This window comes from Enterococcus sp. DIV2402, assembly GCF_017426705.2.
GTDB classification, from domain to species: Bacteria; Bacillota; Bacilli; order Lactobacillales; family Enterococcaceae; genus Enterococcus_F; species Enterococcus_F lowellii.
Window position 1 is genome coordinate 2944674 of the sequence record NZ_CP147251.1, and the last position, 15970, is coordinate 2960643.

13 protein-coding genes and 1 pseudogene are annotated in these 15970 nt (G+C 36.8%); 1 reads left to right on the forward strand and 13 read right to left on the reverse strand.

Annotation, left to right across the window (positions count from 1 at the left end):
* Positions 1 to 105: 105 nt before the first annotated feature.
* A complete protein-coding gene (locus DOK78_RS14430; RefSeq protein ID WP_207941608.1) occupies positions 106 to 948 on the reverse strand; it encodes a methyltransferase domain-containing protein in 843 nt (280 codons plus the stop codon).
* An 83-nt stretch (positions 949 to 1031) separates the two neighbouring features.
* Here DOK78_RS14430 and DOK78_RS14435 point away from each other — a divergent pair, with 83 nt between their 5' ends.
* Entirely contained in the window at positions 1032 to 1670 is a 639-nt protein-coding gene (locus DOK78_RS14435) for a copper homeostasis protein CutC (protein WP_207941607.1), read from the forward strand.
* A 156-nt stretch (positions 1671 to 1826) separates the two neighbouring features.
* Here the strand turns inward: DOK78_RS14435 and DOK78_RS14440 are convergent, their stop codons facing one another.
* The 12 genes and pseudogenes from DOK78_RS14440 to DOK78_RS14495 form a co-directional block, all read right to left on the reverse strand.
* The gene (locus DOK78_RS14440) at positions 1827 to 2771 is read right to left on the reverse strand and encodes a N(4)-(beta-N-acetylglucosaminyl)-L-asparaginase (RefSeq protein WP_207941606.1); all 945 of its coding nucleotides are present in this window, start codon (positions 2769 to 2771) and stop codon (positions 1827 to 1829) included.
* 12 nt (positions 2772 to 2783) lie between these two features.
* Positions 2784 to 4115, reverse strand: a complete 1332-nt coding sequence (locus DOK78_RS14445; protein WP_243430615.1) for a family 20 glycosylhydrolase — start codon at positions 4113 to 4115, stop codon at positions 2784 to 2786.
* Entirely contained in the window at positions 4115 to 5506 is a 1392-nt protein-coding gene (locus DOK78_RS14450; protein WP_207941605.1) for a glycoside hydrolase family 1 protein, read from the reverse strand. Before DOK78_RS14450 ends, DOK78_RS14445 begins: the two co-directional genes overlap by 1 nt.
* Positions 5507 to 5598: 92 nt before the next feature.
* Complete coding sequence (locus tag DOK78_RS14455) at positions 5599 to 6213, reverse strand: YitT family protein (RefSeq protein ID WP_207941604.1); 615 nt, start codon at positions 6211 to 6213, stop codon at positions 5599 to 5601.
* Complete coding sequence (locus DOK78_RS14460) at positions 6210 to 7523, reverse strand: alpha-L-fucosidase (RefSeq protein ID WP_207941603.1); 1314 nt, start codon at positions 7521 to 7523, stop codon at positions 6210 to 6212. The genes DOK78_RS14455 and DOK78_RS14460 overlap by 4 nt, the downstream gene beginning before the upstream one ends.
* Positions 7487 to 8416, reverse strand: coding sequence for a metallophosphoesterase (locus tag DOK78_RS14465; protein WP_207941602.1), 930 nt, complete (start codon positions 8414 to 8416; stop codon positions 7487 to 7489). The genes DOK78_RS14460 and DOK78_RS14465 overlap by 37 nt, the downstream gene beginning before the upstream one ends.
* 11 nt (positions 8417 to 8427) lie before the next feature.
* On the reverse strand, positions 8428 to 9372 hold the full coding sequence (locus DOK78_RS14470; RefSeq protein WP_207941601.1) for a haloacid dehalogenase-like hydrolase: 945 nt from the start codon (positions 9370 to 9372) through the stop codon (positions 8428 to 8430).
* Positions 9373 to 9387: 15 nt separating this feature from the next.
* Positions 9388 to 11649: a helix-turn-helix domain-containing protein gene (locus DOK78_RS14475; RefSeq protein ID WP_207941600.1), complete on the reverse strand. Its 2262-nt coding sequence runs from the start codon at positions 11647 to 11649 to the stop codon at positions 9388 to 9390.
* Positions 11649 to 12266 (reverse strand): YesL family protein, encoded by a 618-nt coding sequence (locus tag DOK78_RS14480; protein ID WP_207941599.1) that lies wholly within the window; start codon positions 12264 to 12266, stop codon positions 11649 to 11651. The genes DOK78_RS14475 and DOK78_RS14480 overlap by 1 nt, the downstream gene beginning before the upstream one ends.
* Positions 12267 to 12393: 127 nt before the next feature.
* The gene (locus DOK78_RS14485; protein WP_207941598.1) at positions 12394 to 14028 is read right to left on the reverse strand and encodes an extracellular solute-binding protein; all 1635 of its coding nucleotides are present in this window, start codon (positions 14026 to 14028) and stop codon (positions 12394 to 12396) included.
* A gap of 53 nt (positions 14029 to 14081) precedes the next feature.
* A complete protein-coding gene (locus tag DOK78_RS14490; RefSeq protein WP_207941597.1) occupies positions 14082 to 14996 on the reverse strand; it encodes a carbohydrate ABC transporter permease in 915 nt (304 codons plus the stop codon).
* 13 nt (positions 14997 to 15009) lie between these two features.
* Positions 15010 to 15964 (reverse strand): annotated as a pseudogene (locus tag DOK78_RS14495) (ABC transporter permease).
* Positions 15965 to 15970: the final 6 nt, after the last annotated feature.

Consider the following 15970-nt stretch of genomic DNA (forward strand, 5'->3'; position numbering starts at 1 on the left):
TCAGAACAGGATGCTGATAAAAACCAATGAAAAATGACTTGAAATTAATATATCATTCTTATCTGATGATTGCAAGGGATTAATCTAGAAAAATTCAAAAAAACTTCAATTTTTTTTGCTAACTAGAACATCTAAATCAATCGTAATTTTTGTCAATGGATTTTCTTGAACTTTTGCTTTTCTTTCTGGCGAAACACCCCACTCTAATGGCGACATTTCTAATAAAGATAGGCGATTTTTTTCGGGAATATCAAATACATACGAAACTTGTTGTTGCATCATTTCAGGATAAATTTGTCTAAATTTATCCACGACTTGTTGATTTGAATAACTTTGTTTTTGTTCATCTTCTGGATAAAAAGCTGCCCGTAACTCTTTTAAGTATCCACTACGCGGTACTACTTTGATAACTTGTCCAGCCTTTTTTAAAATGCGATTGAACTCTTGATAGTTAGAAGGCGAAAAAATATTTAAAATAGTTGAAAATGATTCATTGGCAAAAGGTAAATTTGTCAAATCAGCCACACACCAAAACAAGTTGGCAGGTTGACTCGTCGCCAAATAAATCCCCTCTTTCGAAATATCAAAACCTACACTTGGCCCTAGCGTAGTTTGATTGGCTAAGTTATTTAAAAAGCTTCCTTCCCCACATCCCACATCAAGAATTTGTTCATTTTCACAAAGTGGCGCTATTTTATCTAAGAGTGGTTGATACATCCCGCTTTGAATCATTGCGCCTCGATGGAAAAACATTTCATGGTCATATTCTGTTTTAATTTGGTGGTCTAAAAAATAGAGTGTTCCCTTTTTCGATAAATCAAAGCGATGATGATTCCTACAAATCAAACCTTTTTCCAAGGCAGACATTGCTTCATGACACAAGGGACATTGAAATAAAGGCGCATTTTCTTTTAAAAATAATGCACTGCGGTCAATTTTTTTTAACATCTTGATTCCTCATCTTTCCTTCATTACTTTAGCACATTCTTATGCTAAAATGCTAGATATACAAAAGGAAAAGAGGCAAAAAGATGTTAAGAGAGTTTTGTGCAGAAAATTATACGGATTTACCTCAAGCGATTGCGAAAGGTGCCAAACGAATTGAACTTTGCGATAATCTAGCAGTTGGTGGAACTACTCCAAGTACGGGTGTCATTGAAGAAGCCTTGAGTTATGCCGATGATAAAGGCGTGACTGTCATGACAATGATTCGTCCACGTGGTGGTGACTTTATCTATAATGATATCGAATTAAAAATCATGCACACTGATTTAATCGAAGCAAAAAAATTAGGTTCTGACGGCGTCGTATTTGGTTGTTTAACTCCTAATAATTGGTTGGATGAAGAAGCATTGGAAATGTTGATTGACAATGCTGAAGGCTTACAAATCACTTTTCATATGGCCTTTGATGCGATTCCTACAGAACGCCAATTTGAAGCAATTGATTGGTTAGCGGCACGTGGTGTGACACGTATTTTAACGCATGGTGGAGCCAGTGGCACGCCGATTGCTGAAAACTATGAACATTTAAAAGCCTTAATTGCTCATGCAGATAATCGGATTATTATTTTACCTGGTGGCGGCATCTCATTTGAAAATGCTCAAGAAGTAGTGGATACATTAGGTGTTACTGAAGTTCATGGCACAAAAATTGTCCCGTTCGACTAATTCAATTTTCAGCATACGTATTTATTAAGATATCCTTCCTTGTAACGATGCACGTTTTATCAAGGAGGATATCTTTTTATGGATTATAGCAAAAAAAGTGTGGAGAGAAGCCTTTCAGATTTCTCTCCACACTACTCATCAAGAGCTGCCAATTTTTTAATCGACTGTTGGATTTTTACGTTGCTGTTCCAACCATTCTTCGGTAATTGGTTCAATGTTCGTTTGGTTATCTTCTGCTGGTATTGCGACATACATAGTTGGTCTTTGGTTTTCAGTCGCCACTACAAAGGTAAATTCAACATTTGTAGCAACGCCCCATGCCCCGTTGCAATCCATCGCAATTAATGAGAAGGCACCTGCTTTTTCATTTCGTTTCGTCAAGCGTGCATCAAAGTCATAGACTGCTTGATTACATGCTTCTTGTGGTGTATATCCTGCTTTCATCAGACGAACAATTTCGTAGGACAAACAGCCTTTCATTAAATCCTCACCTAAACCAGTTGCCGCAGCACCACCAATTTCACTGTCCACATAAAAGCCAGAACCACTTAAAGGTGAATCACCCACACGACCTGGTTGTTTCAAAAACAAACCTGAACTAGACGTACCTGTCGCCATACTACCGCTAACATCAAGCCCCACCATACTGACGGTATCATGGCCATCGTAAGGGTTGAGTTGATTTTTTTGCACTTCTTTCAAACGTTTTTCCCACTCAGCTTTTGCACGATCTGTTAACATATTTTGAATATCAAAACCATTAAGAACTGCATAATCACGCGCACCTTCGCCAACTAAAAAACTATTAAAGCGTTCCTTACTCAACTGCTTCGCTACAGAGATAGGATTTTTCACATCCGATATTCCGGCAACGCCACCAATTTGATACGTGTCACCATCCATATAAGCAGCGTCCAATTGAACAGCCCCTTGAATGTTAGGTAGACCGCCATAACCAACCGATTTATAGACAGGATTGTCTTCGACTAAGCGCACCGCCGATTCAATAGCATCTCCGACTGTGACACCTTCTTTTAATAATTGACTCGCAACTGTCACTCCATCAAATGCCATTCGCCAAGTTGCAATAATTCCCCACATTGGACTTCCTCCTTAATGAAAATATGTTTTGACAATCGTTTCGATTTGTTTTTGATCTGCAAAGACTGTTGTCAATTTTTGCATCGCTGCAAATAATAGATACGACATATTCTCCCAAACGACTTGTGTATCTTGCGCTTCTGGTCGATCGCACCAAATAGCCAATGCTACACCAGGTAATTGCGGCGTAAGCTGTGTCATCACTTGTTGTTGTGCATACATTTCTGGCGTCCAACCATCCAAGATTTTGTCGTAGGTTGGATAGGAATAACCAGCATTTTCACCTAAAACATAATAGAAGTAATTATCATTAAAATTAATAATCGTATAGTCTTTTTCTAAGAAAGTGGCTACCGGAGCCATGTGTTGATTCCATTTTGTCCAATACGTAACTTCCACATTTGTTGCTAATTTTATTTGTTCGCTACGATTTAGTCGGAAAAAGCCGTCATTCCAAATACGTGGGACAAAGCCCCATTGACTAATCGTTTCAATGACTTGATTAACGTAAGAAACAAATGTATCAATGCCTTCTGCAGCTTCCCCATAGTTTGCTTTTGCATAAGCACGCAATTCAGGGTACGCTTCAATTTGATCAAAATCGACAAACTCATCACCACCGATATGGAAATACGTACTATCCGCAAATAATTCGGCATATTCTTGATAAATCGACAGAATAAATGCAATCGCTTCTGGGTCACAAATATTTAAGGCAGCTGGATCACGTTCCAGCGTTCCATCTTCTTGTTTTTTTTGTAATTGCCATTCTGGATGTGTTCGTAAAATTTGTTTTAAATGTCCCGGGCTATCAAAATCTGGAATAATTTCAATTCCGGCTTGTTGGGCATATAAAATAATTTCCCGTATTTCATTTTTTGTAAGATGTTCATCCGAAACGATCTCAGGTGCTACTTCTGATTCAATACGAAAGCCTTCATTTTCTGAGAAATGTAATTGCAAATAATTAAATTGCGCCAATGCCATACTATCAATGAATTGCAATAAAATTTCTTTAGAAAAATATTTTCGTGCCATATCAATCATTAAAATTCGTTGTTCTTGTTGATAGGTGACCACTGTCTCACCTAAAGGCAACTCACCTAAAAACTCCCGAATTAAGGCATGCGAGGCAACCGCCAATAATTCATTTTTATCAGCAACTACTTTAATCCCACGATCTTTATAGATGACAGAAGTATTTGCTTGTTGTACAAGATGCAAATCGCCTACTTCATGTTGGGTAATACTTACCGCTTGTTTAAATAAACGTTCCACGACCATTTTTAAACGTCGTGCAATTGTTAAACTACTGATTTCTGTAACAGAAATTGTATAACTCATTACTTCCCTCCGCACTCAAATCCTGATTGTTCAATCACTTGTTTCATCCAATAACTACTTGCTTTATCTGAACGAGCATAGTTTTGGTCACGATTTAATCGATAAAATCCATAACGGTTTTTATAGGCATTTAACCATGACCAGCAATCAACAAACGTCCACATATGATAACCAAAACATTGACTACCTTCATCCATTGCTTTTGCCAACATTGATAAATGATCTTCTAAAAATTCAATGCGATAATCATCTTGAATAACACCATGCTCATCTAAAAATTGTTCTTCTCCTTCCACACCCATGCCATTTTCAGAGACATACCAAGGAATATTGCTGTAATCATTTTTTAGACGCATCGCAATATCGTACATCCCTTCTGGATAGATTTCCCAGCCGCGGTGGGGATTAATTCGTTTTTCTGGCCAATCGTAATAACGAGCAAAATCACCCGGAGATTGTGCAGGAAAACGTGGATTTTCTACTGCTTGTACCCGTAACGGTTGATAGTAATTTACGCCTAAAAAATCAATGGTATTTTCTTCAAAAATTGTTCGATCACCTGCTTGTGTCTCTGGCAATAAGTGGTTTTCAGCCAAAATAGTAATCAATTCTTCTGGGAAATAGCCGTTAACGACCGTGTCAACAAAACTGCGAATATAAATTAAATCGGCCTTATGTCGTGCTTCTTGATCAGTCGGAGCCTCACTTTTAGCATAAACAGGTGACAGATTTAAAATAATACCAATCTCTCCATCATTGTGTGAGGATTCTTTATATGCTTTAACAGCTGCCGCATGTGCTAATAATGTATGATAGCCTACTTGAATGGCACGTTTAAAATCATGGACTTTAGGATAATGTGCATCTCCTAAATAACCACATTCAATATGCACTAAAGGCTCATTAAACGTTGCCCATTTTTTGACGATATCACCAAATTGTTCAAAAGCCGTTTTTGCATAAAAGGCAAAATGATCCACTGACTCACGTGCTTCCCAACCACCTTTTTCCATTAACCACCATGGCATATCAAAATGGAAGAGATTGATAATTGGTTCCACTCCATTTTTAATCATCTCTTCAAAATAATCGCGATAAAAAGCCACTGCTTTTGGATTCAGCGTTTTGCCATCAGGTAATAAACGTGTCCAAGCAATTGATGTTCGATACGAATTCATCGACATTTTTTTCATTAACGCCACATCTTCTTTATATTGAAAATAGACATTTGATGTATCATTAGGACCTACACCATCGAAGAATAACTCTGGTTCCATTTCAAACCATTTGTCCCAAGTAGAAGGACTTTTACCATCAATGAATGCCGCTCCTTCTGTTTGTGGTGCCGAGGTTGCCGCACCCCATAAAAAATCTTTTGGAAATGTAATCATTGTTTCTCCTCCTCAATCTCTTTTCTTCACTCTACTAAGAAAACGAATACAAAACAATATGTGGATTTTTCGCTCATAAAATTACGCAATAGTTACATACTCTCTTGCTGTAAAAAGCGTTCTAACAGCCATGAATAGACAAAACTAAATAACAGACCTATGACTATTGATTGCCAACCATACGTAAAGAAACCTAAAACTAAAATCGTATAATTTAGCCAGCGAATTGCTTTTGCCAAAGAAATCGCCGGTCGTTTTTGATGGATAATCAAAGCAATGACATCCACTCCGACTGCAGAAGAACCAGCGGACAAGCAAAAATAATAGCCTGCTGCAATCAATAACGAAGCCAACAAGAAATCAATCGGCAAATTAAGCACAATCGAAAATTCCCATCGATGGAACAACGTAAAGAAAAATAAATATGACACACTACTGACAATTGATTTAAGAAAGCGTCCACGACCTAAAAATAGCCAGCAAACAATTAATAATCCAATCGTTATGATATTTGTCAAATAAGCAACGTCGCTATTCAAGACCTTGCTTAACACTAAAGACAAACTAGTGACGCCACCATTAATAATCGCGTGGGGAACCATCCACTTGGCATAAGCAAAGCCAAGTAGAATATTCCCAAAAATGATTTTTAAAATAGCGTCTCGTTCCGATTGTTTTTTGATTGTTTGTGGCTGTTTTGTTTTCATTGTTCTCTCGTTTTCTTTGTTAATTCGATTTTATAAACCTGGTAAAGCTCTTCACCTGTAGATAATTCATCCATTTGGTCACTGATAACTTCACCTGTATTCAATAACGTAATTCTTTCAATTGCTCCAAATAACTGGCAAGGTAAATCCGGTGCACTTTTTTCACCAAATGCATAAATGACAGTACCTTTTTGTGTGAATGACCAGCCTTGAGGTGCTTTATAGGAGCTTGGTCGTGTTTCATAAATACCTTCACCAAATTGCGTTAACCATTCGCCTAAAGGTTCCAAAATTGCTAAGGCTTCTCTAGGTAAGGTTCCATCTGGTTTTGGCCCAACACCTAAAATAATATTTCCACCCATGGCAACGACTTGAACGACACTGGTTAGAATTTCTTCAAATGATTTGTACGTATCATTCGGACAAAAGCCCCAGTTTTTCGCCAATGGGATGTTACTTTCCCATGCTTTAGTTGGCGGAATCTCTGGAATTTTTCGTTCCGGAGTGACATAGTTTTCATATTTCCCACCGATACTGCGATCGACAATTAGTAAATCCTGTTGTTGCGTGCGAACTGCTTGAGCAATTCGGTCCATATCCAGTAATTCGTGACGACTATTGACCCAACCGCCGTCTAACCAAAGAATATCTAATTCACCATAATTAGTTGTAATTTCAACTAATTGGTCATGGACAAACTGGTTATATTGCGCCCAACGTTCGGGAAATTCATGCGGATCATAACTAGCATAACGTCCTTTTGGTCTTTCTCCTGGTACCCAATAGAGCGGGGAATGCCAGTCTGGTTTTGAATAATACGCACCTACACTTAATCCTACTTCGTGAAAGGCTTCTGCCACTGCACCAAAAACATCAGCTTGTGGATTTTCGGCAAAAGGACAAGGCGTTTGTGTTACTTTGTACTCACTATAATCGGTATCATACATATTAAAACCATCATGATGTTTTGTCGTAAAAAGCATATATCGAAAACCGGCATCTTTACACGCTTGGGCCCATGCGGTTGGATTGAACTGGTACGGATTAAATGAATGATTTAATCCCCAGTAGTCCGCACGTAATTCATCAATATCATTACGCCAAGGATTTTTTCTAGCCCAGTCATCTTCTTCAGACATTTGCCAAGATTCGACAATCCCTGCTACTGCATACAGCCCCCAGTGAAAAATCACACCAATTTTTTGATCTTTAAACCACTCTAATTTTTCTTGAATAACTTCGGGGAGTTCTTCATAAGCTTCATAATCAGTCGTTAGATTTTCTTCAATGTCTTGTCTAATTTTTGCCATGATTTACCTTCCTTGTGTTCATCATATGAAATAATTGTTGTTGCTAATGCGTTTTGCTCATGAAGGATAATTTGACGATACCCTCTAGCAAATTGTCCATAAACATTGTAGCCACTAATGCGACTATAATGTAAGCCGACACCTAACCACTCAGCTGTAAAATCATTGTCATGGTCGTGTCCACAAAAAACATTCACTGCTTGCTCGTGTTCAACCAAGGTAGCAAACAATCCCGTATTAATTTCCGGACTACAAATTGCCTCTAGGCATTGTCCCGTTTCGATGAAGGCTTTTGCCTCTTGATATTCCACCAATGGAATATGCAAAAAAATGGCTGTTTCTACTGGTTGTAAAGTTTGTTCCAGCCAACGAACTTGTTCAGTATATAAATACGCATAACAATTGTCGGCATTTTTATCAGTTAATTGTTGCGCTATTTTTTCAGAAACATAATCGCCAGAATCAAACACCACGCATTGTTTCACCACATGTTGGCCTGTCGAATCATAAATGTAAAACAGTTCCGATAAACGTTCTTTGGTCAAGATTCGTTGCTCACCGAAAACACGATTTTTTAACCCTTGTTCCATTTGGCGCAGCGCTTCACGTGTGATTTTCCCATGTTCTGAATCATGATTCCCGTAAGTGATAACTACGGGAATCTCACTAGTATTAATACAATCAATAACCTGTTGAAATCCTTGCTGGGGATTATTGTCGCCATAACACCAAATTTGGTCACCTGTAAACATTAGTAAATCAGCATCCAACGTTTCAAGACACGTTCTTAAATCTTGCAGTGTCCGTCGATCTGCCTCATTGTTGGGATACCCCACATGCAAATCTGTAAAATGAGCGATAATAAAACTTCCATCTGGTCGACATCGTAACATGAAAACTCTCCTTAACGATTAATTGAACGCGCCATAATTTGAATGGTATGTTTCATTCCACGAATCGCCAATGACATATGATAAATATTTTCAGCTGGGGCAACACCGCTATAACCAGCATCACCAATATGTTGCATATCCACCCCACACATTTTATTCCATAAAGCGATTTGGCGAATTGTTTCTGGCGAAGCACTTTCTTGGCTTGTACCGATTGCCGACATTGTAAGCATGCCTAAACTTTTTGCCATTTTAACGGCTTCTTTTAATTCTTGTTGGTCAAAACCAGGAACTGTACCGACAGCTGGTAACAAGAGTATATCTGCACCTGCATCTGCAAATTGTTGAATGGCTTCTTTGGTCATAATCGGTTCATCGACACCTGCACTGTGCATTTTACCAGCGATAATTAGACCATTATAATTGGCTTTTCCCACACGAATCGCTTGCACAATTTGTTCATTCGTTACACCTGTGCCTGGATTTCCAGTTAAGCAAATATAATCCACACCTAATTTCTCCGCAGCTTGGAAGGTTTCAGCTGTACTTTTACGTCCATTAGAAATAATGACTTTTTCACCCATTGTCTCTTGATTTTCAGCAACTGGCTCTAGGTTTACACCAATTAAACGACCCGTTAATTTTTTCAATTCTTCAATTGGATTGCGTGTATTTTTACTTGAATTGTTCCAAATATCAAATGCTTCTGATAAGCCCATTTTTGGCAAACCAATCACAACTGGATTTAAACAGTCAAAGAGATTTAATAAAAGCATATCCGCTCCAAATGCTGCTGCAAGTTCGGCATTCGTTGTACTGTCTGATGCAGGTGCAGCTACACATACATTTTCACTGACAATGACACGTCCTTCACTTGCTTTAATGGATTCAAACATCTCCTCACGATTCATTTTTCGAATTTCTGATGCTGTTGCGCTAATCAATCTTTTTACCACAATTCTCCCTCTTTCTTAACGATTTTTATTACGATACTGTCCTGGCGTCATTCCGACAATTTGTTTAAATTTTCGCGTGTAATTTGACACGTCATAATAACCAGCGCTCGAAATAATTTCTTTAATTGGTTTATCTGTCTCACGAAGTTCTTTTTTAATTTTGTCTAAACGTTTTTCTTGGACATATTTTGAAAAGGTCATGCCACTTTCTTTTTTGATAAAACGGCTCAGATAAGAAACTGAGACATCAAATTTTTCTGCCACACTTTCCAATGAAAAATCATGAGAAGCATAATTTGCATCGAGATAAACAAAAATATCTTTTTGTAATTTTGATTCTTGATTTTTGGGATTGCGTTGGACAGCTAAACAAATTTTCTCACTCATTTTAATTAATTCATTTTGAAGTTCTAATAAATTGCGAAATTCCACAGCTTTTTCAGCTTCTTGGAAAAAGGAATCGCCAATCACTTCTGCACCTACTTTCACGACACTATTCAATAGATAATAACTATAAAGCTTCATTCCTGCGATAGTGCGTTGTTCTTGCATGCCTTTCTTCACCATAATTTCAATCGTTTCAGAAGCAATCTCGAAGTCTCCTTGTTGTAAACTCTGACTTAACTTTAATTGCTCATCGGCAGGATAAGAAACGACCGAATTTTTCTTTTCATTTTTGATTTCTTTAAAGAATAAAACTTGATTAGGTTTATCAGAAACAGCCTGATATTCAAGTGCTGCTAATCCTTCAATGTAAGATCGATTAATTGTTGCCAATTCACAAACAACTGAACCTACACCAATCGTTGGTGCAACAGTGTTTTCTAAAACAATTTTGGCAACAATTTCACGCACAATATCGGAATGATTCACGGATCCATCCATACTAACTAATAAAGCAATTGCTTGATTCGAAAGTAATTCAGAACCATACGCACGATAGCCTTTTCCTGAAATTGAACCTAAGAAACTCATTAAAAATTCTTGGTTTTGAATACTTGTTTCAGTTGTAATCATTTTCGTGTCAATCAACATAACAAAATAACTCTCTTTATAGAGAACAACCTCCACAGATTCTAATAACAATTGAATTTCTTTTTCGTCTTTAAATCTTCCCATCAATAATTTTCGTAGTACTTGCTCACGAGCATGTGGTGTTTGACGACGAATTTCTTGATGGAGTTCCTTGTTTTGTTGTAAGAAGCTCGTAACGTGCTGTTCCATCCGTACAAAGTCATCTAACTCTTCGGCTTCACGAACGCCACCTAATTGTTTTTCCATTAATTTTTCTAGTTCATGAATTGGTTTGTATTGTCGTCGACCAATTAGAAAAACAATGGCTAGTCCCAAAGCTAAAATGGATAGTACTAACGCCATTAGCCGATAATGAACGGTACGCACATCACTTAATGCTTGCTCCGTATTTGTTAATGAGATATAGCGGATACCAAAGTCTTCATCCTCGGAAGTATTGACTAAGAATGTGCCCGCTTTTGTTTTCCTTGAATGTTGTTGATAAAGTTTCTCTACTTCGGAAGGGTTATTCATAAATTCTGGTATGTCATCATTGTGAGAAGCCACTAATAAACGATTCTCACGATCCACCATAAATACATTCCCTGTCTCGCGATCAACAGATTTATCTAAGAAATTTTGAATATCAATCATTCGCATCGTGTACATTACCACACCAGATGGCAAACCATCTGTTGCTGTTAATGGCACAATGTAAGTCATCAAACCCACACCATTCTTTTGACCAGACGGAATTCGTTCAATCAGAGGTGCTTTGGTGTTTAAGGAAGCTTTCAATTTTTTCTCATCAAAAGCATACGTTCCATAACGTTGTTGCATAAATGCTGGAAAATCCAAGAGCCCATTGGAAGAATAGACTTGATTGGGTTGACTATAAAAATACACATATAATTCTTCAATAATGTTGCTGTTCACTTTATTTCGTAATAATTCACGATTTGCTTCCCATGCATAATACGGGTGTGCAAATTGTTTTTCACTTAATGAAGGATTCGTGCTAATTTGTTCTGTTAAATAATCTAATTGTCGTAAATTAGCCGACATAATTGATTTTACTTGCAACAAATGATTCTGAGAAGATAAATCAATTTGATTATTAATGCTATCTGTAGATGTTTTATACCAAATCACCGATACAATAGAAAACGGTAACAAAAATACGAGTAAATAAGAGAATACATAGCGATAAAATGTCTTATTGGTGAACGAAAATTTTTTAGGTAAATGCTGCATAATTTTCATTAAGCTTCAGCCTTTCGTTCCGTTTTAACCATTGCTTGAAGTGCAAACCAGATAATTGGAAAAATGAGTAACGGCACCCCGGCAATGACTAATAAAATTGGAAAAATAACATATAGCCAAACAACAATAAAGACGCCTACTAAAATCGCAATCGATTCAATTATATTGCTGAAAAATAAAATAGCGGCTTGTCGTAAGTATTCTCCGTATTTTAACGAATAGCGACACAAGGTTGGAAAGAGAAATAAACTTGTACCTAAACATAAAACAAATAACAAAATTAACACATAATGTAAAAGCGGTAGTTGAATATACGTAGCTGAAATTCGTAAATCTACCCATAAGAACAAACAACCTGTTAATGCGGTATAACCTAATTGATTACTTATTTTAAAATTTTCTTTGTAAAATTGTTCAAATGCAGGTTTAAATTTCCCACTTTTTCTGGTAATTGCTAAATAAATGACATGAAACACTGCTGCTAAAGCTGGAAAGAAACCTAAAATAATGGCTCCTCGTAATGTGTAGACGATGAATAAAAGCTGTAGAATAAGACCATCGATAATTCTTTGCCCTAAGACGTAACTGCCTTTGATAATCCCTCTCATTTCCTTCATCTTAGTTCCCCCTTTAATTTTCTACCATTAGCTTACCATAAAATTGCGTTTTTTAGTTTTTTAATGGAGACAAAATAACAAAAAACAGTTGGTTTGAGCTTTTCAAACCAACTGTCATTACAGATTATTATTCTGCCCAGCGATCGTAAGCTGTTTGGTATACGGAAACGTATTCTTCAACACCCATACTTTCGATAGTTTTCACGTATTTATCCCAGTTAGATAAAGGCTCTACTCCAGTAATAAATTTCGCTTCCATTTGTTCTACATAAGTTTTCAAGTCTGTTTCTGAATCACGAACTTGCTCTGTTTCTTCCGTTGTTAAGTATAACAATGGATAAGGAACTTTTGCAAAAGGCGTAATTTTCGCTTGTGTTTCTGAATCGATAAATTCAATAAACGTACGATCTGGTTCTTGATTTGGATCAACTAAGATCATCATATCTTCTGTTTCTGGATAGCCCATTGTTGGGACAGTAATACCGTAGTTTGGTGTAATCTTAGAACGTTCTTCTTCGGTATTAGAAGTGTCAATTCCTTCTGCATAGACACGAACTTCTTCACCTTTGTCGTTTTCAGCAAATTCCCATAGCGCGCCTTCAGGACCTTTACTTAAGAAGTAAGAACCTTCTTCACCGTAGAAATAATCTACCCAACGTAGTGCAGCTTCTGGTGATGGACAATTTTTCGTAATAGCAAATGTTTCACGAGCCATACGTGTGCTTCCTGGAACAACCGCTTCTGGTGAAACATCAGATGTTAATGGTTGGAACATCAAATCGTCAGTTGCATCTTTTTCATTTTTACCAGTTGTAAAGATTGAGAACCAATCTGGGAATAAACCGATTTGGTTATTTTGTCCTTTAGCTTTTTTCTGTTCATCTGCTTGACCGTATACTTCTTGGTCTAATAGTTTTTCAGAATACAATTTATTCATGAATGTTACGTATTCTTTGTAGTTTTCAGTAATTGGTGTATAAACAACTTCACCGTTAATTTCTTCAATCCCACGTTCAGTTAAACCGAATGCACCCATTAACCAAGGACGAGTACTATCCATTTTCACGTCAGTCAATGGAATTTCATCTTTTTTACCGTTACCATTTGGATCTTCATCACGGAAACGAACTAATAAGTCATAAAATTCGTCGGTTGTTTTTGGTAATTCTGTCACATTCAACGCTTTCAACCAGTCACCACGGTACCACATTGGACCACGAGGCCAAATTGCTGTCTCACCACGGTGAATCATTGGTAATGAATAGATATGACCATCTGGTGTTGTAATTGATTTACGGATTGATGGATCTTCATCCATAATTTTTTTCAAGTTTGGCATATTTTCATCAATTAAATCTTCTAATGGTACTAAAATGCCTTGAGAACCATAATCCATTTCCATTGCTGGTGTTAATGATTCTGAACTTGTTCCGAATAAGACATCTGGTAAATCATCCCCTGCAAATGCTAAGTTTAGCTTTGTACTAAAGTCAGCAGTTGGTGGTGTCGTAAATTCAAATTCAATGTTTGACATTTCAGCCATTTTTTGGAAAACTGGCATGTCTTTCCATTCTGCTTGACCAGTTCCTGGTCCCATCATGGTCATTTTGATTTTTTCTTTTGTGACTGGAAATTCGCCTACTGTTCCTAATTCAACGTCACTTCCTTTGTCATTTGCGTTGTCTTTGTTTCCGCCACAAGCTGCTAATAATACCCCGCAAGCCAGCAAGCCAAACAAAACTTTAGACTTGTGCATTTTCATATCTTTCTCCCCTTATAAAAAGATTTTTATTAATCGGCAATTGCCGTAAAACACTACCCTTTAACTGATCCAACCATCATACCTTTTACAAAATATTTTTGTAAGAACGGATATGCTACGATAATTGGTAACGTTGAAACAATCATGACACCGTATTTGATAACGGCTGCTAGTTGTTGCTTACTAAACATTAATTCCGCCATATCACTAGTCATATTACTACCAATACTATTTGATGACATGTCTTGCAATACTAAGATTTCACGTAAAACCATTTGTAATGGATACATTGTTTTATCAGATAAGTAAATTAAAGCACTGAAGAAACTATTCCAGTGACCAACCCCATAAAACAAAGCCATAACAGCGATAATTGGTGTTGATAACGGTAAAATGATTCGTGTAAATAATTTGAAATCATTACATCCGTCAATAATTGCGGCTTCTTCCATTTCACGTGGAATGGTTGTTTGGAAGAACGTTCTTGTTACAACTAAGTTATAAACCGATACCGCACCTGGTAATACTAACGCCCAAACTGTATTTAACATATTCAAATTTTTAACCAATAAGTATGAGGGAATTAAACCTCCACTAACAAACATGGTAATTAATAAGAAAGTGGTAAATGTTTTGTGACCATAAAAGTCTGGTCGAGACAACGCGTACGCTGCTGGTAATGTACATAATAAGTTAATAAATGTTCCTAAAGCAGTATAATAGATCGTATTTAAATACCCACGCCAGATACTATTGTTTTCTAAAATTGTTTTATACCCTTCTAATGTAAAGCCCTTTGGATATAACCACATTGAACCCGAGTTTACCGTTAAGGGATCACTAAAGGAAGCACTTACAATATAAATTAACGGATATAAGACAATCGCTACAGAAAGAAAGACGAAAATATAGGTAAATATCATAAACACTCTATCTGCTTTGGTATCTTTGACTAATCGATTTTCCATATAAATCCCCTTTCTAGAATAGACTTGAATCGCCTAATTTGGCAGCAATTTTATTTACAACAATTAATAGTACAGCATTGATTGCTGAGTTAAACAAACCTACAGCTGCCGCATAACTATATTGAGCTTCTAACAAACCTTGTTCATATACAAACGTTGCAATAACATTTGAAGATTCCATATTTAATGGATTTTGCATCAATAGGATTTTTTCATATCCTAAGTTCATAACAGAACCAACGTTCATAATTAATAAGAATAACCATTGTTGGACGAATAGTTGGTAAGTTAATGTGCCAAATACGTTGTAAACGAGAAGCTCCATCCACAATTGCCGCTTCATGAAGTTGCGTATCAACACCTGCTAATGCAGCGAGATAGATTACCGAGCCCCAACCAGTTCCTTGCCAAACACCTGATAATACATACACGGTTTTGAACCATTTTGGATCTTCCATAAAGGAAATTGGTTCAATCCCAAAAAAGTTTAACGCATGGTTGATTAAACCAGTAGATGGATTTAAGAAAGCTAAAATCATACCAACCATTACTACGACTGAAATAAAGTTCGGTGCGTATGTAACTGTTTGTGAAAATTTCTTCCATGGACCATCTTTAATTTCATTTAGAGCTAACGCTAAAATAATTGGTAGCGGGAATCCAACAACTAATGAATAGACGCTGATACCCAATGTATTTTTTAATAGGTCCCAGAAATAATAAGAATTAAAGAAACGTTCAAAATGTTTCATTCCTACCCATGGACTGCCCCAAACTCCTAATGTTGGTACGTAATCTTTAAATGCAATAATTACACCGTACATTGGAATATAAGAGAAAATAAAAATAACTAAGAATGCTGGTAAAACAAATAAGTACAATTGACGACTAGCAAATAGCTTTTTCTTAACATCTTCTCTTTTTTTCTGCTTTGTAGTTAGCTGAGGTTTCTTTCCAGTTAACTCCATATCTTT